Origin of the sequence: Acinetobacter gyllenbergii CIP 110306 = MTCC 11365, assembly GCF_000413855.1 — a bacterium.
GTDB classification, from domain to species: Bacteria; Pseudomonadota; Gammaproteobacteria; order Pseudomonadales; family Moraxellaceae; genus Acinetobacter; species Acinetobacter gyllenbergii.
In genome coordinates this window covers 1-22,878 of record NZ_ATGG01000048.1, presented here as the reverse complement: position 1 = coordinate 22,878, position 22,878 = coordinate 1, and the positions used below count along the sequence as shown (strand labels likewise).

The 22,878-nt window shown below is 36.5% G+C and carries 24 protein-coding genes and 1 tRNA gene; 4 read left to right on the top strand and 21 right to left on the bottom strand.

Features of this window, described 5'->3' with window-relative positions:
* Positions 1–333: 333 nt before the first annotated feature.
* Positions 334–1,347 (bottom strand): lipoyl synthase, encoded by a 1,014-nt coding sequence (gene lipA, locus F957_RS02630; protein WP_016539771.1) that lies wholly within the window; start codon positions 1,345–1,347, stop codon positions 334–336.
* A 189-nt stretch (positions 1,348–1,536) separates the two neighbouring features.
* Here lipA and sthA point away from each other — a divergent pair, with 189 nt between their 5' ends.
* The gene (sthA, locus tag F957_RS02635) at positions 1,537–2,952 is read left to right on the top strand and encodes a Si-specific NAD(P)(+) transhydrogenase (protein WP_004654041.1); all 1,416 of its coding nucleotides are present in this window, start codon (positions 1,537–1,539) and stop codon (positions 2,950–2,952) included.
* Positions 2,953–3,031: 79 nt separating this feature from the next.
* Positions 3,032–3,505 (top strand): DUF3465 domain-containing protein, encoded by a 474-nt coding sequence (locus tag F957_RS02640; protein ID WP_016539772.1) that lies wholly within the window; start codon positions 3,032–3,034, stop codon positions 3,503–3,505.
* 28 nt (positions 3,506–3,533) lie between these two features.
* Here the strand turns inward: F957_RS02640 and F957_RS02645 are convergent, their stop codons facing one another.
* The 12 genes from F957_RS02645 to F957_RS02700 form a co-directional block, all read right to left on the bottom strand.
* Positions 3,534–3,947, bottom strand: coding sequence for a hypothetical protein (locus F957_RS02645; RefSeq protein ID WP_016539773.1), 414 nt, complete (start codon positions 3,945–3,947; stop codon positions 3,534–3,536).
* 51 nt (positions 3,948–3,998) lie between these two features.
* Positions 3,999–4,451, bottom strand: a complete 453-nt coding sequence (locus F957_RS02650; protein ID WP_016539774.1) for an Mpo1 family 2-hydroxy fatty acid dioxygenase — start codon at positions 4,449–4,451, stop codon at positions 3,999–4,001.
* A gap of 135 nt (positions 4,452–4,586) precedes the next feature.
* Positions 4,587–5,198 carry a septal ring lytic transglycosylase RlpA family protein gene (locus F957_RS02655; RefSeq protein WP_016539775.1) on the bottom strand — a complete coding sequence of 204 codons (612 nt, stop codon included), beginning with the start codon at positions 5,196–5,198 and terminating at the stop codon, positions 4,587–4,589.
* Between the two features lie 289 nt (positions 5,199–5,487).
* Positions 5,488–6,489, bottom strand: a complete 1,002-nt coding sequence (gene mltB / locus F957_RS02660; RefSeq protein ID WP_016539776.1) for a lytic murein transglycosylase B — start codon at positions 6,487–6,489, stop codon at positions 5,488–5,490.
* Between the two features lie 19 nt (positions 6,490–6,508).
* A complete protein-coding gene (rodA, locus tag F957_RS02665) occupies positions 6,509–7,651 on the bottom strand; it encodes a rod shape-determining protein RodA (RefSeq protein WP_016539777.1) in 1,143 nt (380 codons plus the stop codon).
* Between the two features lie 154 nt (positions 7,652–7,805).
* Complete coding sequence (locus F957_RS02670) at positions 7,806–8,465, bottom strand: hypothetical protein (RefSeq protein ID WP_016539778.1); 660 nt, start codon at positions 8,463–8,465, stop codon at positions 7,806–7,808.
* A gap of 33 nt (positions 8,466–8,498) precedes the next feature.
* Positions 8,499–9,314: an NADPH-dependent 7-cyano-7-deazaguanine reductase QueF gene (gene queF, locus F957_RS02675; protein ID WP_016539779.1), complete on the bottom strand. Its 816-nt coding sequence runs from the start codon at positions 9,312–9,314 to the stop codon at positions 8,499–8,501.
* The gene (locus F957_RS02680) at positions 9,311–10,084 is read right to left on the bottom strand and encodes an ABC transporter permease (RefSeq protein ID WP_016539780.1); all 774 of its coding nucleotides are present in this window, start codon (positions 10,082–10,084) and stop codon (positions 9,311–9,313) included. Before F957_RS02680 ends, queF begins: the two co-directional genes overlap by 4 nt.
* Complete coding sequence (locus tag F957_RS02685; RefSeq protein ID WP_005204396.1) at positions 10,081–11,016, bottom strand: ABC transporter ATP-binding protein; 936 nt, start codon at positions 11,014–11,016, stop codon at positions 10,081–10,083. The genes F957_RS02680 and F957_RS02685 overlap by 4 nt, the downstream gene beginning before the upstream one ends.
* 139 nt (positions 11,017–11,155) lie before the next feature.
* Positions 11,156–11,231, bottom strand: a tRNA-Arg gene (locus F957_RS02690).
* Between the two features lie 121 nt (positions 11,232–11,352).
* Positions 11,353–11,940: a hypothetical protein gene (locus F957_RS02695; RefSeq protein ID WP_016539781.1), complete on the bottom strand. Its 588-nt coding sequence runs from the start codon at positions 11,938–11,940 to the stop codon at positions 11,353–11,355.
* 149 nt (positions 11,941–12,089) lie between these two features.
* Entirely contained in the window at positions 12,090–12,773 is a 684-nt protein-coding gene (locus F957_RS02700) for a putative quorum-sensing-regulated virulence factor (protein WP_016539782.1), read from the bottom strand.
* A 266-nt stretch (positions 12,774–13,039) separates the two neighbouring features.
* Here F957_RS02700 and F957_RS02705 point away from each other — a divergent pair, with 266 nt between their 5' ends.
* On the top strand, positions 13,040–14,278 hold the full coding sequence (locus tag F957_RS02705) for an alpha/beta hydrolase family protein (protein WP_032860322.1): 1,239 nt from the start codon (positions 13,040–13,042) through the stop codon (positions 14,276–14,278).
* Positions 14,279–14,520: 242 nt separating this feature from the next.
* The gene (gene glyA, locus F957_RS02710) at positions 14,521–15,774 is read left to right on the top strand and encodes a serine hydroxymethyltransferase (protein WP_005313196.1); all 1,254 of its coding nucleotides are present in this window, start codon (positions 14,521–14,523) and stop codon (positions 15,772–15,774) included.
* 85 nt (positions 15,775–15,859) lie between these two features.
* On the opposite strand, the gene F957_RS02715 is transcribed toward glyA, so the two are convergent.
* The 8 genes from F957_RS02715 to F957_RS21955 form a co-directional block, all read right to left on the bottom strand.
* Positions 15,860–16,132, bottom strand: coding sequence for a hypothetical protein (locus tag F957_RS02715; RefSeq protein ID WP_016539784.1), 273 nt, complete (start codon positions 16,130–16,132; stop codon positions 15,860–15,862).
* Positions 16,133–16,783: 651 nt separating this feature from the next.
* Positions 16,784–17,458 (bottom strand): hypothetical protein, encoded by a 675-nt coding sequence (locus F957_RS02720; protein ID WP_016539785.1) that lies wholly within the window; start codon positions 17,456–17,458, stop codon positions 16,784–16,786.
* 72 nt (positions 17,459–17,530) lie between these two features.
* On the bottom strand, positions 17,531–18,469 hold the full coding sequence (locus tag F957_RS02725) for a hypothetical protein (protein WP_016539786.1): 939 nt from the start codon (positions 18,467–18,469) through the stop codon (positions 17,531–17,533).
* A gap of 429 nt (positions 18,470–18,898) precedes the next feature.
* Positions 18,899–19,222 carry a hypothetical protein gene (locus F957_RS20885; RefSeq protein WP_016660594.1) on the bottom strand — a complete coding sequence of 108 codons (324 nt, stop codon included), beginning with the start codon at positions 19,220–19,222 and terminating at the stop codon, positions 18,899–18,901.
* 20 nt (positions 19,223–19,242) lie between these two features.
* Complete coding sequence (locus F957_RS02735) at positions 19,243–19,917, bottom strand: hypothetical protein (protein WP_228129617.1); 675 nt, start codon at positions 19,915–19,917, stop codon at positions 19,243–19,245.
* Positions 19,918–20,234: 317 nt separating this feature from the next.
* Positions 20,235–21,182, bottom strand: a complete 948-nt coding sequence (locus tag F957_RS02740; protein WP_016539788.1) for a hypothetical protein — start codon at positions 21,180–21,182, stop codon at positions 20,235–20,237.
* A 373-nt stretch (positions 21,183–21,555) separates the two neighbouring features.
* Complete coding sequence (locus tag F957_RS02745) at positions 21,556–22,041, bottom strand: hypothetical protein (protein ID WP_016660593.1); 486 nt, start codon at positions 22,039–22,041, stop codon at positions 21,556–21,558.
* Between the two features lie 57 nt (positions 22,042–22,098).
* On the bottom strand, positions 22,099–22,878 hold a 780-nt coding region (locus F957_RS21955), incomplete at its 5' end, for an RHS repeat-associated core domain-containing protein (protein WP_016660592.1).

Genomic DNA, 22,878 nt, shown 5'->3' with positions numbered 1-22,878 from the left:
TTTGTAGATGCGTTCCTTGTTATTTACAAAACGTTCAGCTTCTTGTCATTGAATGGCCTAGTGGGTTGGCCTTAAATAAAAATTTTGGCTTTATTCTTTAAATGTACGATTTAAAAACCTTGTATTCGGTCTAATCAGGATATAGAGGGGTTTGGTTGAAGTAAACTAATGTTTTTATATGATTTTTTGGTAGTTGGGTTTTGAGTTGTAATTATTCACACTTATTTCACGGCCAATAAGAAAGTCTATTTTTATACTTAAGTTTATTGAAACTTGGATTCTGAGATATAAAAAAAGAGAGAATATTAGAATTCTCTCTTTATTTATTGAAGCCTAAGCTTCAATCGCTTGAACTGCAATTTTCTTGGCAGGATCGACTTTACGGCGTACCGCTGGAACAGGTTCACCATGGTATTGGCGATCAGCAAAATAGCTTGAGCGAACCATTGGCGCAGACCAGATATTTCTAAAACCAAGTTTACGACCATGCTCAGCATAGCGTTCAAACTCTTCTGGTGTGACAAAGCGATCGATTGGTGCATGTTGCTTAGACGGCTGTAGATATTGACCAATGGTAATGTAGTCAACATCATGTGCTCTAAGATCATCGAGCAGGGCGATCACTTCTTCTTCTGTTTCACCGATACCGACCATCAAACCACATTTTGTTGGTACATCAGGGCAGTATTCTTTAAACATTTTTAACAGCGTTAAAGAGTGCTGATAATCAGAACCTGGACGCATCGCTTTATACAAACGCGGCACAGTTTCAATGTTGTGGTTGAACACATCTGGTGGACATTCAGTCATAATGCGTAAGGCAATATCCATACGACCACGGAAGTCAGGAACCAGAATTTCCAATAAAGTTTTAGGGCTTAATGCACGTGCTTCTTTGATACAATCAACGAAGTGTTGAGCACCGCCGTCCAAAAGGTCATCACGGTCAACTGAGGTAATTACCGCATATTTGAGGCCGAGATTGGAAATCGTCTCTGCCATATGGCGTGGTTCATCTGGATCTAAAGCATTTGGACGACCATGTGCAACGTCACAGAAAGGGCAGCGACGTGTACAGATATCACCCATGATCATAAAGGTTGCTGTACCACCACCGAAACATTCAGGTAGGTTAGGACAAGCAGCTTCTTCACAGACAGTATGCAGTTTTTGCGAGCGCAAGGTTGTTTTAATACGCTGAACTTCTTCTGGAGCGGTCATCTTGACTCGAATCCAGTCCGGTTTGCGAGGTACTTCAACCGTAGGGATAACTTTTACAGGAATTCTTGCGACTTTTTCCGCGCCACGAAGTTTTATACCCTGTTCAGGTTTACGGTGTTCAGACATATAAGTTCTACAGCCTTTGACTTGAGATATCCTGTTATTATAGTCAAATTTACCGTAATAAAGCATGAAAAGTGGTATTCATTTTGAAAATGTAAATATATAAAAATATATAGTTGTGAAATACATCATCTGGCTGCATATTGGTTATCATATATAAAGCAAAAACGGTTAGAAACAAAGGAGCTTTGAATGCCACGTAAGAAAGAGGTCGTTGGTGGGAATATTGTTAAGTATGATGCAGTAATTCTCGGTTCTGGCCCAGCTGGCGAAGGCGCGGCAATGAAGCTTGCAAAAGCAGGTAAACGTGTTGCAATCGTTGATGTTCGTGATCAACTCGGTGGTAACTGTGCACACGTCGGAACAATTCCAAGTAAAGCATTACGTCAAACAGTTTCAAGTATTATTCGTTATCAACGTGATCCAATGTTTCAAAAAGTCGGTGAGTGGAAACAATTCACCATGAAACAGGTGTTACGTAACGCGCATAAAGTGATTCAACAGCAAGTTGATACACATACACGTTTTTATGACCGCAATAAAATTGAAGTTTTTCACGGTCGTGCCTATATACAAGATAAAAACACCGTACTGATTTTTGGTCAGGATGGCATTAAAGACACCATCATTTGCAAGCAAATCGTGATCGCAACGGGTAGTCGTCCATACCAGCCACAAGGTTTAGACTTTAATCATCCACGCGTATTTGACTCAGACAAAATTCTCGATCTCGATTATTCAATCCAAAAAATCATCATTTATGGTGCGGGTGTAATTGGTTGCGAATATGCATCTATTTTCATCGGGCTTGATCATAAAGTTGATTTGATCAACACTCAGCAAAAGCTTTTAAGCTATCTTGATGACGAAATTGCCGATGCATTGTCATATCACCTGCGTGAACAAGGTGTATTGATTCGTCACAATGAGCAAATTGATCGTTTAGAAACTTTTGATGATCATGTGGTCTTGCATTTACTCAGTGGTAAGAAAATCAAAGCTGATGCGATTTTGTGGTGTAACGGTCGTTCAGGCAATACCGATGGTCTAGGCTTGGAAAATGTAGGCTTAGTGCCGAATGGTCGTGGTCAGTTGATGGTCAATGATCAATATCAAACTGAAGCTGAAAATATTTATGCGGCAGGTGATGTGATTGGTTGGCCATCATTGGCATCAGCGGCGTATGACCAAGGTCGCTGCGCGGGTGCAAACATGGTGGGTGAAAAGAATGTGAAGCCAATCCGTGATGTACCAACAGGTATTTATACCATTCCAGAGATTTCTTCAATTGGTAAGACTGAGCAGGAATTGACAGAAGAGAAAGTACCTTACGAAGTAGGGCAAGCTTCTTTCCGTCATTTGGCTCGCGCGCAGATTACCGGTGATACTGTTGGTGAGTTAAAGATCTTGTTCCATCGTGATACTTTGGAAGTTTTGGGTATTCACTGCTTTGGTAACAATGCCGCAGAGATTATTCACATTGGGCAAGTGGTGATGCACAGTCCAAACAATACCTTGAAGTACTTTGTTGAAACCACATTCAACTATCCGACCATGGCAGAAGCCTATCGCGTTGCAGCTTTGAATGGTATGAATCGTTTGTTCTAAGTGCTAGAGACGTTGTATGATCAAAATGCCAATCAATTTGATTGGCATTTTGCTATCTTGTGTTTGATAACAGGTCACTATGAAAACTCAAAAAAATAATCTGATTCTGGTTGCTATTGTTGTTTTAGCGGCAGCTTATTTTGGTCTGGATTTTAAGCAAAAACAAAATACCAGTAATTCTTCCTCTATACCCAGTGCAAGTAATGCTGTTGCTGCCGATGATCAAAACAAGATTATGCAAGCTTATCAGCAGCAGCGAAGTAATGTGCAGGTACAAGCGCAGGGTATTGTAAAAGCCATTTTGCCAGATGACAATGAAGGTTCAAGACATCAGAAAATGATTCTTAAACTGGAGAATGGTTTAACCGTATTGATCGCACACAACATTGATTTAGCGCCAAGAATTGAAGGGCTGAAAAAAGGCGATACAGTTGAGTTTTTTGGTGAATATGAATACAGCCAAAAAGGTGGGGTGATTCATTGGACCCATCATGATCCGCGTGGAAAACATGTTGATGGTTGGCTGAAATATCAAGGAAAAATGTACCAATAATATAAGAGGGTTAAGGAGAAAGAATTATTTATTCATCCCAGAAATTTCGATCAAATGGTTTAAATTGAAGGGCATCTTTCTCTGAGATGCCAAATTCATTCATTAAATCGATATAAACTCTCTCAACATTTTCAAGTGCTGACTCTTCAATTGGACCATATATTTCACCATTTTTCATAATAAGTGCATAAATATAGTCAATTGAGCCGCCAAAACACACATATTCAATAAAAAGCCATTGTCTAACATGATTGATATTCATCGCGCTAAAAAGAGCTTTTATGTCATCTGGTGATGATGGCGTTTTAATTGATGGGGATAGCTTTATCCCAATGCCATGGAATGGATCTTTGATATCTTTCCAAGTAGTCCCGTCAATAGGATAAAAGGGGCTTTTCATTTGCTCGGTTAATGCAAAAAAACCTACAAATTGATATGACATTTAAATCCTATTCCTGAATATTCAGAGATTTATTGCAAGATATGCGCTAAATTAGCTTGTAATCGCTGATTTTTGACGAAGTTTCCATTTAGGTAGGACTTTAGCTAAATAAGCGTCCATGCACCATACTGGGCCAATCAGAAGGAATTGTAAGTCTTTAAAGAATGACGGCTTCTTACCTTCAACTTTGTGCCCATAAAACTGCCCGATCCATGCAATCACAAATACGCCAATATAGAATCCGACGCCGACAGGTAAAATCACAATCAGCCACGCCATGACGGCTAATAAAGCAGCCATTGCAATCGCAAGTACGATGTCTAAACGGGCATAAAAAACTAAAGTTAAAACCAGCAATAGTGCGGTGAGTAAGGTGCTAAAGTGCGCCAGAATACCAATGATTGAAAAGAGAATGGCAGGCACACAGACCCAATGGATTTTTTTGTTGGTTTGGTTTTGGTGACTGTCATTATATTCGTCAAACCATTCGTCAATCGATTTCACAGCACACTCCTTGCAGTATTCATTTTTATTGATTCAATATACCGAAGAATAGGATAGGGCGTAAAGTATTAACAAATGTAATAGATGAAAATAAAAAAAGCCGCATAAGCGGCTTTTTAGTTGTGGTCTTAATGATTAAGAATTAGGACCATCAACACGTTCAATGCTCACATTACCTGTACCTGCGCTAGACATACCCAGTTGCTTTGCAGCACCATAAGATAAGTCTAATACACGGTTACCATGGAAAGGACCACGATCGTTAACTTTTACAACAACACTTTTACCATTGTCTTTGTTTGTTACACGGATATAACAGTTCAAAGGAAGGCTACGGTGTGCAGCAGTCATTGCATTCATATCGAATGTTTCACCACTTGCTGTTTTACGGCCATGGAATTGACGACCATACCATGACGCAACACCACTTTGGCTGAATTTACGAACGGTGTTCGAAGCAACAGTATTCAGTTTTTCAATCACTGAAGGCTCTTCTTCAGGGATATCGATCTTAGCAGCAATCGTTTGGCGACGGACTTTGTCACCTGAACTCTCAGTGATTGAAAGACTATTAACGTTAGAGAAACGAGAATTAAAATTTTGAGAATCTTTGCTTAGAACGCGGGCAGCCAAATTAGAACCTTCCACATCATTGGTTAATGATGAAGACTGTACCATTTCAGCATGTAACGGGCTTAAACTTAAGCCTGCCGTCAGCGCTAGAATATATTTTAGCGAAAACTGCATTGTATAAACTCCTAGAGAACATGCTTTTCTATTTCAATAAAAACACCTTGAAATATAGTGCACATGTCTAATTATTCACTTTTGCAATTACTTTATCTTGCGGCGATAATATTCATCGCTTACGAAGTGTGTCTAGTCTTTAACGATAAATAGTTACAAAAAGGGCAAAAACTTACAGTTTCTGGTTATAAAATAATCAATATTGTAACAATTTATGAATTTTGCCGAATATATGTACTTTTTAAATAAAAAATTTATTGACTTTTCATAATCTTGTAAAAAAGCTAGCCTATCGGCTAGCTGCTTCTGTGCCCAATAACCACACTGCAGTGGCATACATTCTGCTTCTGTTGTAGGTGGTAATCACTTGGAAATTTGGATAAGTAATATAGTAAATTGGACCAAATTGGTCTTGTAATTGAATAACATTGACTAAATCAAGGTCATCAATTTTTACCAAAGGGTCAAGTGGCGCAATCCCTAATCTTTTCAATTCACCATAAGGTGTTGGTTGGGTTAAATCCTTAGCAATCACGCTATCTGGATTGTTACCAGAGTAACGAGCAGGGAAGCCAATTGGTCGATCGCGTTCCCATCCGTGCTGAGCTAAATAGTTTGCAATTGAACCAATCGCATCTGCAGCAGAGTTTCTTAAGTCAATATGTCCATTGCCGTCGTAATCCACACCTAACTTTTGGATATTACTTGGCATAAACTGTGGGTAACCAATTGCACCCGCATAAGAGCCTACAATGCTGTTAGTTGGATAACCTTCTTTATAGGTCCAAGAAATCAAAGCAGCGAGTTCGTCACTAAAATAGTCAGCACGGCGTGGATAACCAAAGGCAAGTGTTGCTAGGGCATCTCTGGTGATGAAAGAGCCTTTATTGGCGCCATAACCTGTTTCTACACCTAAAATGCCGAGAATCACCGATTTAGGCACACCGTACTGCTGTTCAGCACGATTCAGTACGTCTTCATATTGGCTTTTAAAACGTGCACCACGTTGAATGGTACCTTCTACTAGAAACATTGAGCGGTATTGATACCAAGGTTTACTTTCACCAGGACGAGTCATGATGTTTAAAATGTTGGGTAAATTGCGCGCACCACTCATAGCTGCATCAATCTGTTCGCCACTTAACCCGTAGGTTGTCATTGCTTTTTGTTTGAATGCAGGGTAATTGGGATGAGTGTAAAATTCATTGGCTTGTGCCCAATTACTACTCAAAAATAAACCAGCGCTTAAAGTTAAAAATTTAAAAGTTTTATTCAAAGTAGGAAGAAACATAAGTTTATAAAATTCCTCATTATCGATGTGTATGAATAGACATAACCAGTCCAAAAGTTGACATAAGAGTAATAATTGCAGTTCCGCCATAACTCATGAACGGCAAAGGCACACCTACTACAGGTAAAATACCACTGACCATGCCTGCATTTACAAATACATAAACAAAAAAAGACAAACCAAAGGCACCAGCAACCAAACGACCATAGTTATGGAAGCTTTGTAAGCCGATTTGGAATGTTCTAAAAATGATTGCACAATAGAGAAGAATCAGCAGAGTGACGCCAATCAAGCCAAATTCTTCTGAATAGGCGGCAATAATAAAGTCAGTATGACCTTCTGGTAAAAAGTGTAGATGGGATTGGGTTCCCTCTAAAAAGCCTTTACCGGAAAAGCCACCAGAACCAATCGCTGTTTTAGATTGAATAATGTTCCAACCCGTTCCGAGTGCATCGGCTTCTGGGTTAAATAAAGTCAGAACGCGCTGACGTTGATAATCATGCAGTAAAAATTCCCATGCAATTGGAATAATAATGCCTGCAATACCTGCTGCGCCTGCAATCAATTTCCATGACAGCCCACTGAGGAACAGGACGAAAATACCACTGGCAAGGACCAATAACGACGTCCCTAAGTCGGGTTGTTCTGCAATCAGTAGAAAAGGAACAACAATCAGCAATAAAGACAGAATGACTTGTGAGAAGCTTGGTGGTAGGGCTTTACGTGACAAGAACCATGCCACCATCATTGGCATGCCAATTTTCATAAATTCACTAGGTTGTACGCTACCAAAGCCAGGAATATCAATCCAACGTTGCGCCCCCATACGGACTTCACCAAAAACCACCACAGCAAGCAGTGATAACACCCCAAATACATAAAAGTAGGGGGAAAATGCCTGATACACTTTTGGTGGAATTTGAGCCAAAGTAAACATCACCACAAAGCCAATACCAAAACTCATGGCTTGTTTACTGACCAGCCCGACATCTTGCGCTGATGCACTATATAAAACAGTCAGGCCAAGTAAGGCATTGAGAATCAGAAATAGGCATAGCCATGGGTCGATATGCAGTTGTTGCCAACGAGAAGGCTGATTGGCAGTGCTCAAGCCATCACGAGGTGCTTGACGTAAAAATTTGTATTGCGGGCTTGGAGACATGCGATTCTAAATCAGGTAAATCAACGCTTCGCGAATGCTAACATAAACGCTGATTTAGACAATGCAAATTTAGAAATTGTGACATTTATAAGCGATTAATTTGGCATAAAAAAAGCGACGATTTGGTAATCGTCGCTTTCTTATCATTCTAAACTTATTTTTGTACCAAAAGTTGGTCGAAGTGCTTGGTAAAGACTTCAAGTTCCACTTGGCTTAAGCTCGGAATCAATTTTTTAATCACGATATGAACAGCAGTTTCTACGCCGCTGGTTGCAACGCTGGCTACGCCACGTTTCACCATACCTAGACCAAGGGTTTTGTTAAATTCAGTCATAAAGTGGTGAATCAATGCATCTGCAAACTTTTTAAACTGCTGCGTTAAAGCATCACGTTGCTCTTTACCGTTTCCAGCAGCCACTTCTGCAAAGCTTTTTTTCATGTCATTGACAAGATTGTCTGGTAATACCGTACCAATACGTTGTTTACCATCATTATCAATAAACAAGCTCTTTTCCATGAATGCGAGTGATTCAAGCACTTGTTCATTAGAGGCTTTGCCTAAGAGCTGTTTCATTAGGGTTTCAACAATGCCGCGAATTTTAATCGCAAGACCTTCAGTAGTATCACGTTTGTCACTTGGTGGAAATTGTTGAACCAAGTGAACCAACATAGTGTCAATTAACTCATCAGTTAGCTGTAGAGAAATTTTGTCACGTAAAGGGTATTGAGGCTCTTTACTGTCACGGTTGGCTTGCGCAAGTTGAATGTCCTGACTCAAACTTGCTGACGGAAGAATCCCGAAATAACTGGTCATTGAAGAACGTCCTCTATATCAAATTTATTCGTTTTATTGTCGTGCCAAGCGAATTGGCTCGGGCATCCATGACAAATCTGATACTCGGCATGGGTTAATATCCAAGCCCCCACGGCGAGTATAAGTTGCATAGACCATCAGCTTTTCTGGCTTTAACAGTTGCCAAATATCCGCAAATATTTGCTCAACACATTGTTCATGGAAACCATTATGCTGACGGTACGAGATAATATAAGCTAAAATGCTGCGATAACAAGGTTTTTTACCTTGCAAACGAATAAAAACAGTGCCCCAATCTGGCTGGCCTGTCACAGGACAATTACTTCTTAATAAATGCGAGTACAACTCGATTTCGACATCGTCTTCTGTGGTTGTATCCAATTGCAACAAGGTTGAGTCAGGATGCTCTGATAAACGCTCAGGAATGAGATCATCAATACAAATCCCTTGAGGTTTAGATATCTCTAAATCATCAACTTGGAACAGTTGTAATTCAACTTTTGCACCAGCAGCATGGGATAAATCACGCTCAACGGTTTCAACAAAGGCTTGCTGAGACTCAAATTGAGTGAAGTTCATGCTGTTGAAATAAAGTTTTAATGACTTTGATTCAATTAAATTAGGTGAGCTGGCAGGTAAGGTTAAGCGACCAATTGCCACTTGCGGTAAACCAAGATGATTCAGCCATGAAATTTCAAATACATGCCACCAGTCTTTACCTTGAGTAATGCCTTCAATATGCGCATATTGTTGACGAGACTCAGCACGCGCAATTGGAAATAAAACATCTGGCTGATATTGAGTAGGGTATTGGGTATCTTTACCCAATAAAGAATGTTCAACACTCATTCACGCATTCCTGAACCACGAGCTAATAAATGATAGGCGATTGCATAAAGGACAACACAGCATAGCGTCACGATGCCTAATGATAAGGACACATTGACATCGCTATGACCTAAGATACCGTAACGGAAGGCATTGACCATATATACAATTGGATTAACTAAAGACACGTTTTGCCAAAATGGGCTGAGCGCACTAATGGCATAAAACACACCACCTAAATAGGTAAGAGGTGTCAATACGAAAGTTGGGATAATTGAAATATCATCAAATGACTTGGCATAGACCGCATTGATGAAACCGCCCAATGAAAATAATAATGAAGTAATAATGACTGTATATATAGTCACAAATACATTATAAATTTCTAAGTGAGTAAAGAATAGGCTCATTATCGTGACGATCAAACCGACCAACACACCACGGCTAACACCACCAATCACATAACCCCATAAGATTAAGTGTAAGGGTACTGGGCTCATAATGAGTTCTTCAATACTTTTTTGGAATTTGGCACTAAAGAAACTTGAGGAAACGTTGGCATAGCTGTTGGTGATTACAGCCATCATAATCAAGCCGGGCACAATAAACTGCATATAGCTAAAGCCGCCCATTTCACCAATACGGGAACCCACCAAGTTGCCAAAAATCACAAAGTACAAACTCATGGTGATGGCGGGTGGAAGCAGGGTTTGTGGCCAAATTCGCATAAAGCGACGAATTTCTTTAACCACTAAGGTCCACAGGGCGGTTTGTAATTGACTAAAATTCATTGATCCGCTCCTGCAAGATTCTTCTCGACCATTTTCACGAACAATTCTTCTAAGCGATTCGATTTATTACGCATACTGCTGACTTGGATATTCTGTGACTGTAATAACAGGAAGAGGTCATTCATGCTATGCGCCTTATCCATGGTGACTTCTAGGGTAACCGGATCAATCAGATTAAATTTAAAACCTATAATATTCAGGTCAAAAGTTTCGATTGGTTCAGCTAAATCACAGATAAACGATTCTTCATTCAATTGATTGAGGAAACCTTTCATTGAGGTATCTTCCTTAATCACACCGCGGTCAATAATTGCGATACGACGACACAGCATTTCTGCTTCTTCTAAATAGTGTGTGGTCAGGATGATTGATGTGCCATTTTCATTCATTTCGGTGAGGAAGTCCCACATCGAACGACGTAACTCAATATCAACGCCAGCAGTCGGTTCATCGAGGATCAGCAGTTTAGGTTCATGCATCATCGCACGTGCAATCATTAAACGGCGTTTCATACCACCTGAGAGCATACGCGATTGAATATTGCGTTTTTCCCATAAGCCAAGCTTTTCTAAATAGTGTTCAGCACGTTGTTCGGCCAACTTCTTCGGAATGCCGTAATAACCCGCTTGGGTCACTAAAATATCGAAAGTTTTTTCAAATTGACCAAAGTTAAATTCTTGAGGAACAACACCAAGACATTGTTTTGCATGTGAGGGATGGGTATCTAAGTTATGCCCAAAAATCTCTACTGAACCAGATGTTTTTTTGGTTAAAGAGCTGATGATACCAATCGTTGTCGATTTTCCTGCACCATTAGGTCCTAATAATGCATAAAATTCACCTTCAGGTACGGTAAGGTCAATCCCTTTTAACGCCTGAAAACCATTACGATAAGTTTTGGACAAACCGCTCAACACCAAAGCATCAGTCATAAACGTCTCACGTTGTTAAATAGATGGGGTATTTTGAGCGATATGAAAAAATAAACCAAGTAGAAAAATAGGTTTATGGCGTGTTAAAAACAGAACGATTATAAAAATAAGAGGGTAGAGAGAAGGTAAGGAGATGCAATGGTGCGCTCAGCGGGACTCGAACCCACGCCACAGGCTTCGGAGACCTGTACTCTATCCAGTTGAGCTATGAGCGCATGCGTGCCACATCATAGGCAAAAAACACAGGCAGGTAAATATATACCTTCCAATAAAGCTACTTCTTGTTTATTAAAACATCAATTTTATTCTCAACTTATCGATATTCTACATATCCAACTATAAATGCTGCACTGAATAATTGATCAATTTTAAAGTTTGATTGAGTTGAGCAGGTGGAATTCGTGATTCTTGCAGTGAGGTTATCCATTGCATTTGGCAGACTTTGAGTTGTTGTAAAGAACTAATCGACTGAATTTTTTGTATCAATGGGCGCGCCATTAGACCGCAATAGGTCGTGAGCGTTTGAATCATGACTTGCTGGATTTCAACAAAGGGTAATTTTTCTAATTCAATAATTTCAGGTTCGATTTCTGGTTCTGGTTTTAGTTCAGCCGCACTAGGTCTTGGTGCGATTGTTTCTTGTGTTATAACGGGCTCTGATGCTGTTTTGAGATCATGAACTTTTAATTCGGGTACTGGATTTGCTTTTTGAACGATAGGTGTTGCTTGTTCAGCCAGTAGACCCATATCAATCAGTTGTTGAACCAGTTCAGTTGGTGCAATCCTTTCCTTATAGTCTTGATCTAGTTCTTTAAAATCTTCATGGTCAATTAATAGCAGTAGACGACGTTGACGTGCAGTCAATGCAATACTGCGTTGTTGTAGGGCTGTTTGCCCAAGCTCGGTTTTAAAAAAATGTGACATCTCTTAATCTCCCCCAAATCAAGATCTAGACGGAGATTAAGATAAGGTTAAAAAATGACAATAATGTTAACAATTTATTAAATATCATTGCCTTGTTTAAAGTAAGTGGCAAATAAGCTAAAAATTGAGAACGTTATCCTTTATTTCACTCATTTAGTTTCTAAAGCTTTGCGTAAATACGGGTCAAGATCTTCCTGACGCATGAGCCATTGAATGTAATCAGCAGGGAGGTCCTGAATGGCAGTACCTTTATGTTTACCAAAAGTAATGCTTTTAGGAATACGGGCATCTTCAGATGCAAGATAAAGCTGTTCAATATTTTGAATGTTCAACTGATGAATGATATGCATCAGAATATTGGCGGTTAAGATAATGTCGGCATCAGCCCGATGTGCACCTTTCAACATTTCTCGTGCTTTATCACTGCCTTTTGAGATCAGATAAATCAGGGCGGAAATATTGTGCGCTTCGGCATCTTCCCATACGTGACGTGCTAAGGCCAAAGTACAAATTGGTTTTAGTTTTGAGGTATCAATGCCACAACGTGCAATAGCTGCAATATCATAATCAACGTTGTGCCCTATGATATAAGTCGTTTCAACAGGAAGTTGAAATTCATTATAAAAAGGTTGGTCTACGAGATCGGATTCTAAAATATGATGGACCGCCATTGCCGCGAAGGAAATAGGCTGACCAACTTGGTAAAGCTGATCAAAAATTTGTTTTTTATCGAGACTGAGCTTTCCATTTTCAATTTCAATTGGGGCATAGGCAATTTCAATCGGCAACCCATTCAGCGTATGTGTTTCAGTATCTAAAATGATTGCTTGCATAACATTGCCCTAGCTTGAGTTGAGAATTTCAATATCTTACAAGAAATTCTTCATAAGCTGTGCTGAATAAGGCAGATGCAGTTTAGTTTTTTTTAAATTTAAAAAAGAGTTTGGCTAAAACTGCGCAAATAAACAGCAAAATAAAAAAATACTTGAACAATTTGGGATTTAGCGCATTCTTATGGAAGTATTTGCCTTCGTAAAAGAAATACTAAGTACTAAAATGAAAACGATAAAAATCAGGGAAACATGACATGAACATGAACATGAACATGAAATTATTAACGGTTGCACTGCTGAGCTCAAGTGTATTGCTTACCGCGTGTAATGGCGATGACGACAATATTTCGTTTGTACCGAAGCCAGGTATTCCAGAAAACAACATTAAAAATCCTGTGGTGGGTATTCCAGTTGCTTATACTAAAACAGACTTTAGCGCCGTGGCTGCTGAAAGTTCGGTCATGACGTATAAAATGTTAGGACAAAATGGCAAAGAGACCATGGCGACCTCACTATTATTTGTACCTGGTGGGCCAACACCTGCTGGCGGCTGGAAAATTGTTGCATGGGCGCATGGCACGACTGGCGTTGCTGATCAATGTGCACCAAGCCGAAATGCAACCAATATGTATATTCAAGGTATGATTACCCAATTTCTGGCAGCGGGCTATGTGGTGGTTGCACCTGATTATGAAGGTTTAGGTGAGCCAAGTGGTCGCGAGTTGCATCCGTTCCTAAATGTAAAAAGTGAAGCCTATTCGATTACCGATGCGGTGGTTGCTGCGCGATCTTATTTAGCAGGGCAAGGTAAATTGGTTTCACGGCAATGGATGACAGTTGGGCATTCTCAAGGTGGGCAAGCCGCATTGGGGGCAGCACAATATCAAAGCCGTGCTAAGCTTGACTATAAGGGGACAATTGCTGTTGCACCTGCCTCTAATTTAGCTGCAATTTTGGTGAATGGTAATGCGTCAGTTGAGAATGCACCTTTAGCGCAAAAAATTGCGATGTATGCCCAGCTAGATACATTTACCGCTTTGATCACTGCAGGTTTAAGAAATCTTGAACCAAGTTTTAATTACGCTAATGTTTTTAAAACGCCAACTGATTTGATAGCGAAACAGGCTGAATCAGATTGCTATGATGTATTAGGTCAGAAATTTGGAGCAGCGATGCAGGATTATGCGAGTAAAAACAATAATAGTTTAACCAATTATCCAAGAACACAAACCAATTTTATGGCTGTGCCTTTGGTAAAAACGTTCTTGGAAACTGATTCTCAGCCAGCTCAGGTGAAATTGAGTCAGCCTGTAGTAATTTATCAAGGAGCAAAAGATACAACGGTTCCTAAAGCTGCAACGGATGCGTTGGTATTAATTGCACAAAACAAAGGGTCAAAAATCCAGTACATTACCAATACTGAATGGGATCATGGCTCGGCGTATGTCTTGAATATAGGTGAGATTGTCAAGGATGTAAAAGCGGCGATGCCTGCCAATAATTAAGAGAAGAGAGTAGCCCGATTTTCCATTTTGCGAAGATTGGGCTTTTTCAATGCAAGTCTCTAAGATGTAAAATGTATAAAAAATAGCTTGTTGATTTTGGCCTATCAAAACCCCTGCTAAGAATGAATAAAATTCACGAATAATTAAATAAATATCAATCTGTGAAACCATAAACTTCGTGCTACAATATGCACCAATCTTTAGCACGGCTTAAAAGCCCTAATTCATAGGACCCTCCGCTAATGTTTGCCAATATCTCTATTGCTGAATTTGATCCAGAATTAGCTCAAGCGATTGCTTCTGAAGGCGTACGCCAAGAAGCACATATCGAGTTAATCGCATCTGAAAACTATTGCTCACCAGCTGTAATGGAAGCACAAGGATCAAAACTTACGAATAAATATGCAGAAGGCTATCCTGGCAAACGCTATTATGGCGGTTGTGAATATGTGGATGTGATTGAACAACTTGCAATTGATCGTGCAAAAGAGTTGTTCGGTGCAGACTATGCGAACGTTCAGCCACATGCGGGTTCACAAGCAAACTCTGCAGTTTACCTAGCGCTTCTTAACCCAGGTGATACCGTTCTTGGTATGAGCTTGGCTCACGGTGGTCACTTGACTCACGGTGCTAAAGTAAGCTTCTCTGGTAAAACCTATAACGCTGTTCAGTATGGTTTAAATACTGAAACTGGCGAAATTGATTATGAAGAAGTAGAGCGTTTAGCGTTGGAACACAAGCCACGTATGATCGTTGCTGGTTTCTCTGCTTATAGCCAAATCGTTGATTGGCAGCGTTTCCGTGACATCGCTGACAAAGTAGGTGCATACCTTTTTGTTGATATGGCGCATGTTGCTGGTTTAGTTGCTGCGGGTGTTTATCCTAACCCAGTGCAAATTGCAGACGTAACAACGACAACAACGCATAAAACACTTCGTGGTCCACGTTCAGGTTTAATCCTTGCTAAAGCAAACGAAGAAATCGAAAAGAAACTTCAATCTGCTGTATTCCCAGGCAACCAAGGTGGTCCTTTGATGCATGCGATTGCTGCTAAAGCAATCTGTTTCAAAGAAGCAATGTCTGATGAGTTTAAAACTTACCAGCAACAAGTTGTGAAAAATGCGCAAGCAATGGCTGAAGTGTTAATTGCACGTGGTTATGATGTTGTTTCTGGCGGTACAGAAAACCATTTATTCTTATTGTCTTTAATCAAACAAGACGTAACGGGTAAAGAAGTTGATGCTTGGTTAGGCTCAGCGCACATCACTGTAAACAAAAATGCGGTTCCAAATGATCCACGTTCACCGTTTGTAACTTCTGGTATCCGTATTGGTACGCCAGCCGTGACGACTCGTGGTTTTGGTGAAGCTGAAGTACGTGAACTTGCAGGTTGGATCGCTGACGTGATCGACAGCAAAGGTGACGAGAAAGTGATTGCTGACGTAAAAGCGAAAGTTGAAGCTGTTTGTGCAAAATTCCCTGTGTATGCAAACTAATTTGTATATCTAAAAAAAAGCGCCGTAAGGCGCTTTTTTTATGGATAAATAATAAGTAGTTTATTTATTTAGTGCAGGATGAAAATTAATTTTCTTTTTTCAAAAATGAATTATATTCATCATTTGTTAAGTGTCTTAATTCGCCAGTTTTTGAAACAAAGAAAGGAATATTCCCAGCTAAGCAGTGCGAAATTTTATTATATTTTATAAAAGCCTCAGTATTATAGCCAAAAATCCACCTATCATCTTTTAATTCATGAATACTGGCAATTACACATTTTTCTCCAGATTCTTTTGAAATCTTAGTCAATTTAGTTTCAATGATTTCTTTGGCTGTATCTAGGCTTATGTTTTTCATAGAGTTTCCAAAAATATAATAAGTTTATCTTGACTATGAATTTTTATTTAATGTAACGCAATTAGAAAATTTTTGACGCTATTACTTAAAGAAAATGTGATTTTTGTTTCAAGATCAAGATATGAAACAGCACCAGAACTATGACGGATAATATAGTTTCCTAAATAATCCGCAGCAGTAATACTTATATATTTCCCTGTCTACCAATCAATCAAATAGATAAGGGAATGCATCGTTGATGAACCAGTAGGTTTTGCTGGTTACACCAGAGCCATAAATTGCAAGGAAAGGTTTATCACTCATCCATACATATCGATCGGTGGAACACCATCAGCAGTATACTCACCAATCAAGTGACTATACCTATTATGAACAGAATGAAAACATTCACTGTTCAAATTTACAATCCTTATCTTTAGATGGTTTTATACTATTTAATATTTGTAGGATGGTTAATCCATCATCATCTGATCTTATTTCAGAAATGATTGTTGAGTAGTATTGATTTTCATTAAATTTAAAAGGAATTGTTATAATATTTTTGTAGTATGGGTGCTCCTGGTCTGATAAGTTTAGTGTATTAATATTTATTTGCTGGAATTTAGTTTTAAGATTTTCAAAAAAAGGAAGAAAATCAATAAATGTATTTTTTTAAAGCTCTTCTTGCTGATGCGTTGTAGTGTTTTTTATTGTTATAAAACCAATTCTATCTGTTTTTTCAATTTTTGATGGTATATTCCTTATTAAATGGCTACTTATAGTAGTGTTTTCTGTATTTACTAATCCATTTATTTGAAGATTTTTTGGGATGGTAATATTGAAACAAGGATATAATGGGAACTCTGTATTATCACTAGTTGATACTAATGTATCTAATTTGGTTATTATCTTAGGGGCAGCTAAGCTTTTTATAATATTGTTTGAAGTTTCCATATGTTCTTTTTTTGTTTTGTAGAAAAATTGTATTGTGGTTGCAGGTCCACTATTTGAAATTAATAATTCCTCTCGTAAACAAACCTCTGTCTTGAGATTATTGCAAAACCAATAAGGGATTTTTACATTTGGTTGGTTGTTTAAATTAAATTCTTGATATTTTATTGGCTTTTCCAGTATGCTCTTATTGGGGAAATTGCCAATATACATATTTAGAATATTGTCATTGTTTTTGTAGAAGTAGTACAATTCAAAATCTGGTCCTACATCTTTTTTGGAAAATATATCATCAGGTGTAACTAATGATATATTATGTATATTTATTGTTTTAGCTTGGATACCAGCAGAAGATGCTAGAACAATACTAGATATTATAAAGATGTTTTTTTTCATAAAATTATTCACTGTTTACCTTTTAATATATCAATCAAGTGACTGTACCTATTATAAACAGAATGAAAACATTCACTGTTCAAATTTACAATCCTTATCTTCTGATGGTTTTATGCTATTCAGGATTTGTAAAACAGTAAGTCCATCATCATCAGCCCTTATTTCTGAAGTAAATATTGAGTAGTATTGAATTTCTTTGAATTTAAAAGGTATGGTTATAGTGCTTTTATAGTAGGGGTTTTTGGGATCAGATAGGTTTAAAGTTACGATATTTGAATTTTTAAAGTTTGATTTAATTTTTTCGAAAAATGGCAGGAAATTAATTTTCATGCTTGTTGAAATGTTGTCTTCTTTTTCTATTTTTGAATTTTCTATTTCTATAAAACCAATTTTTCTTGTTTTTATATTTCTAGTTGTTGTGTTTCTAATGGTATGTTCGCTAATATTATTTCCATTAATATTTAAGATGGTGTTTATTTCAGTATTCTCTGGGAGGGTAATATAAAAACAAGGGTGTAGTGGTAATTCAGTATTATCCTGTTTAGATGTTATGGTAGATGGTTTGTTTTTTATTGGAGGTGCATCTAAACTTTTTATGATGTTGTTTGCAATTTCTAAGTTTTTTTTGTCTATTGCATAAAAAAATTGTATTTTAAATCCTGGGTTTTCTTGATTTAAAATAGATAATTCTGTGCGTGAGCAAATTTTATTTTCATCACATTCCCAGTAGGGTATTTCTATATTCGGTTGTTTTTCTAAGTTAAATTTTTTGTATGTTAGTGGTTGTTCTAAGATACTTTTATTTGGGAAATTACCTATATACATATTGAGGATGTTTTCATTTTTTTTGTAGAAATAATAGACTTCAAAATCTGGGCCTATTTTTTTATTTAGATAAATGTCTTCAGGTAATTCAAGAGAAATACTCTCAAATGTTATTTTTTTTGCATAAATATTTAAAGGTGTTAAGCTAATAATAAATAATATATATAAGTAGGATTTTATGTTCATTTTATAAGCTCGTTCCATCGTTCTGATTTATCAGATCTGTTATAAATCAAGAATAAACCCACCTTCAATTCTACGTAATGCACTAAAGCAGGGTTATCTTACACAACTTTAGCTGCTGCTCAGGCACTGGTTGTAAGTGGATTATTTGTTTGTACGTTAATTTTTAGCTTTGGACTTGCACATCTGAGAGTTATATAACTGAATAAAAAAGGAATAGCTTTGTTCAGCGCAGCCGTTGAAATATGAATTAAACGTAATTTATATGTAAATAAAAGCTTAGCTCCACGTTCTTAACACTTTATGTCAGAATTGTTGTTCCATAAGGTTAGCTAAAATATCACAATGAATTGAAATCGATTCATCGGGAGACATCTCATTTATATATTCAAGCCAATAGTTTCAACTGCCTTTGAAATTTAAAAGTAATATTCACCCAGCTTCACACCAAACTTCAACATCAATATTGTCTGATCGAAATTGTAGTGATACTTTTGCTAAAAGTAAATTAGATTTCTTATTCGGAAATCTTATGCTTATATCAAAGTCAGGCTTTCCTATTCTTAAATTTATATGGTAGAAAATGCTTTCTACACCGTCAGGTAGTCTGGAAACTTTATTGATTTCATGTATTTGAGCATCCCATAATAATGTGGACTCTGATCTCAAATTTTCCCTAACAGTGTTTAAGATCAATCGTTCAATTTCATTTATCTCGCCTAAACCATAAATTATTTTTTTAAACCAATTAAGCATTTATCTTTTCTCCATGTTTTTTAACTATTTTCTTTGATGTACGATAAAAAACATTCTTGATAAAATTCAAAACTCATTTTTATATAAAATGCAGTGGTGTCGCACTGTAAAAATAACCATTTTAAAGCTGTTTCTGGGTTGTTTTCTTGTAGGGCAGATAGGAAATTGTTGTTGTAGTAAATAATACTGCTAATGTTGGGGTGTTCAATTCTATTTAATGTGAATTTATGGGATTCTATCAATAGAAATCCATTTATAAATATTGGAGAAGGAGGCAACCTTTTATAGTTTTTTATTTCTTGGTTGATTTGTTTGGCATTAATGATGATTGATAAATGTGTGTCTTTCTCTATTTTTTTTGTTAATACAATTTCATTGTTCTTTTTATTGTAATTGAATCCATCTCCTAAAAAATAGAATAATATTTTTGCGTAAATCTCTCCATTTGTATCGTTACTTTTTAATATCTCTTTAATTTTTTCATCACCTTTTTTATTATTATCCCAATATTTTTTGAAAACTTCTTTTTGATTTTCTTGAAATATTTCTAAGTAATTGTCAGGGATGTTTTTTATAAAATCAAATCTATTTCTTAAGTCGGTGATATGTTCGTTAGAGAATAAATCCGTAGTTTTGCTGATACTGTAGGAATATTTAATTATTTCATTAAAATAAATATTAATTCTATCTTCCATGTTCTCTTTAATGAAATATATTTCGTTGTTTTTATATTCGCATAGAGTAAAAGCTTGCATTAATAAATGATTACTTTTGTCAAGATAAGAAATTCTCAATGCTTTTTTTAACATTTTTTCAGAATTTTATAACAAAAAAATGTTGAAATGTTTTTTAAATAAGTCTTCTTGATTAATTTTTTTCCTAAAACTTAAAATGAGGGGGTAAACCCCTCATCTCAGATATTATCTTAAGGGATAGTAGGGTTAAATCCTGACAAAGCAGGAATTTAACCACCACTATTAGAGTTGTTATACTCAGAGTGTTGATTTTTTGTTTATAGTTTGCATTTTTCACTTTCTATGAAGTTGATAGAATTTAATAAAGTTAACAATGCAAAAGCATCCGTGCTATAACGAATATCTGCTTTAATTAGCGAGTAGTATTCATTGTTTTTGTAATTAAATGGTATTAGAAAGGTATTTTTGTAGTATATTGGGTCTATAGATGGGTTTTGGCTTGTAATGGAAATTCTTTTAAATTTATTTTTTAATTTAATGAAAAAAGGTGAAAAATCAATATGTTTTGATTGATTTGTGGTGATTCCAGCATCTGTATTATCCTTTGTGTCAACTTTAAAAGTTATAAAACCTATTGGGTTGATGTTTGGGTTTGTTTCAATGTTTTTTATAATAAAATTATTTTTTATATCTGTATTTGGTGATCTTCCAATAATTTCCATGTTATTTAAAAGGTTGATTGAGAAACAAGGGTTTATGAAAACTTCAGATGATTGGTTTTTTGCTTGAAATTTAAAACCATTGTTTATAAATATTTTTCTCTCGCTTGAGAAGCTTTTTATTATGTTATTTACAATTTCTTTATTTTTATTTGAGGTTTCGTAGAAAAACTGTACTTTATTCGGGAAGTCGATATCATCAAATGTAATTTCTAGTACAGAGCAAATTTCTTCTTTATTTTCTATACAGTTCCAATATGGTATTTTTATGTTTTTATATTGTGTTAGAGGTGTTTCCGATAAAGCTGAAGATCTTTCTATGATATTTCTATTTGGGAAATTTCCTATATAGAGATTTAATATGTTTTCTTTTTTTGTGTTATATAAGTTGTATATAGTAAAATCTTCTTCGTTGGTTTCTTTGATGTATATATCCTCAGGGATCTCTAGAGAAAAGTTCTTGAAATCAAATGTTTTCGGGTGAGTTGGATTAGCCCATAAAAAAAACATTAAACATGTAGTCTTTATAAAATGATGACCCGCCATGGTTTTAATCTCTTTTACGTTGTTTTTTTATATTAGGTATTTTAAAAAACACCTAATATAAAATAAATTTATTTTATCATTTTTAGGGCTGTATTTCCATTTCTTAAAATATATGCCCAAGATTGGTTGGTTACTACACCTCGTTGTGTGTTACTTATAATATCATTTTCCCATCTAGGATTCGCAATCGAGAATGGGCCTCCTTTCGGTGTGTGGTAAGTATCATAGTCAAATCTCCACTTCGTATTGAATTCTTTAACATATTCAAATCTTTAACGCTGAAAATTTAATTAGGAAAGGGGAGGTTAATGTAAATTCAAGGAGATTAATTTTTGCTATCATACTAAATTTTTCAATTTAAAGATTAGTATATTTAAATTTCTTTAGCTAAATTTTCAAAAATCCTTATTTTTTGAGTATAGTTGTTTAAAATGCTTTCTAGTGTAGCTGAAAAAGGCTCTACCATTTCCGGAAAACTACCATCATTATTTAAATACCTAAAAGGAGGGGTGAAAATTTTTATTACTATGGTCTGCGATAATGGTAGATTAATTGATATTTTTTTAAAATTAAGCCAGCTGTTTATTTTTATATTGTTTGGTGTGATTTTTATATACTCTTTTTGATAAAATAATATAAAAATATTGTTATAGATGAATAGGGCCGCTTCTTTTTTTTGAAGTGACCAAGTGTAAAATGTGAAGTAAAATCCTAAAAGTTTCTCTTTTTTTTCCTTCACTTCATCAAATTTACATTTTTCTATTTTTTCCCCTTTTAATTTGTAATATGTATTTTTACCATACATATTGGGAGGGATGTTTAATATAAAGATTTCTTCATTAAATTTAGATGCTTTCATAAAATATACCTTTATTTTGAATAGGAGGGATTACCCTCCTATATGGATTATAAAAGACTATTTTTTATTTGGGTCTTTGTTTGTTGGGTGTCTGTTTAAATTGTCATATGTATTTCTAACTTCACCAAAAAAACCATTACCAATGATAATATTTGTATAATATTTATTTGTTCTCATAGATCCTTCAATAATTTCTTCAGAGGTTTTGATTTTAGATAACTGTTCATATGATGATATATGCCAATTGCCCAAAGGTTTAGCTAATGGACCCCTGTATTCTAATTTTATTGCATTTCTTAAAGCTACAGCTTCTTCTGCTGTTTTAACTACATTTCCTATATTTTTAACTTCTAACACATAGCCTATGCGTCCTAACGCCCCAAGAAATGATAGTCCGCCATCGAATAACTCTGCACCTCTCATTTGGTATGATCCTTCGTAAAATGAATTATATAAACCAGTGCCAAATTTATATCCAGGCCACCAATCATACATTGTTTGTTCAAAACTGCTTGAACATTTGCCACCAATACAGTCTAAACCATTTGGATCAACACTATTAATAGGATTCCCATTCGCATAGATATAAGGATTCAACCCACCTTCAAGCCCGATCGGGTCAGGTTCAACATAACGCCCCAAAGCAGGATTGTAGTAGCGATTATGATTGTAGTGCTGCTTGGTTAGCTCATCATAATACTGACCAGGGAAACGAAGGTTAAACTTCACGGTCTGAACACTTGGAACACCTACACCAAAAGCAGTACTGTCCCAAGCCCATACTGTAGTTGAGGCGTCCGCAGCATCAATCAAACGGCGTGGCGTATTTTGCGCATC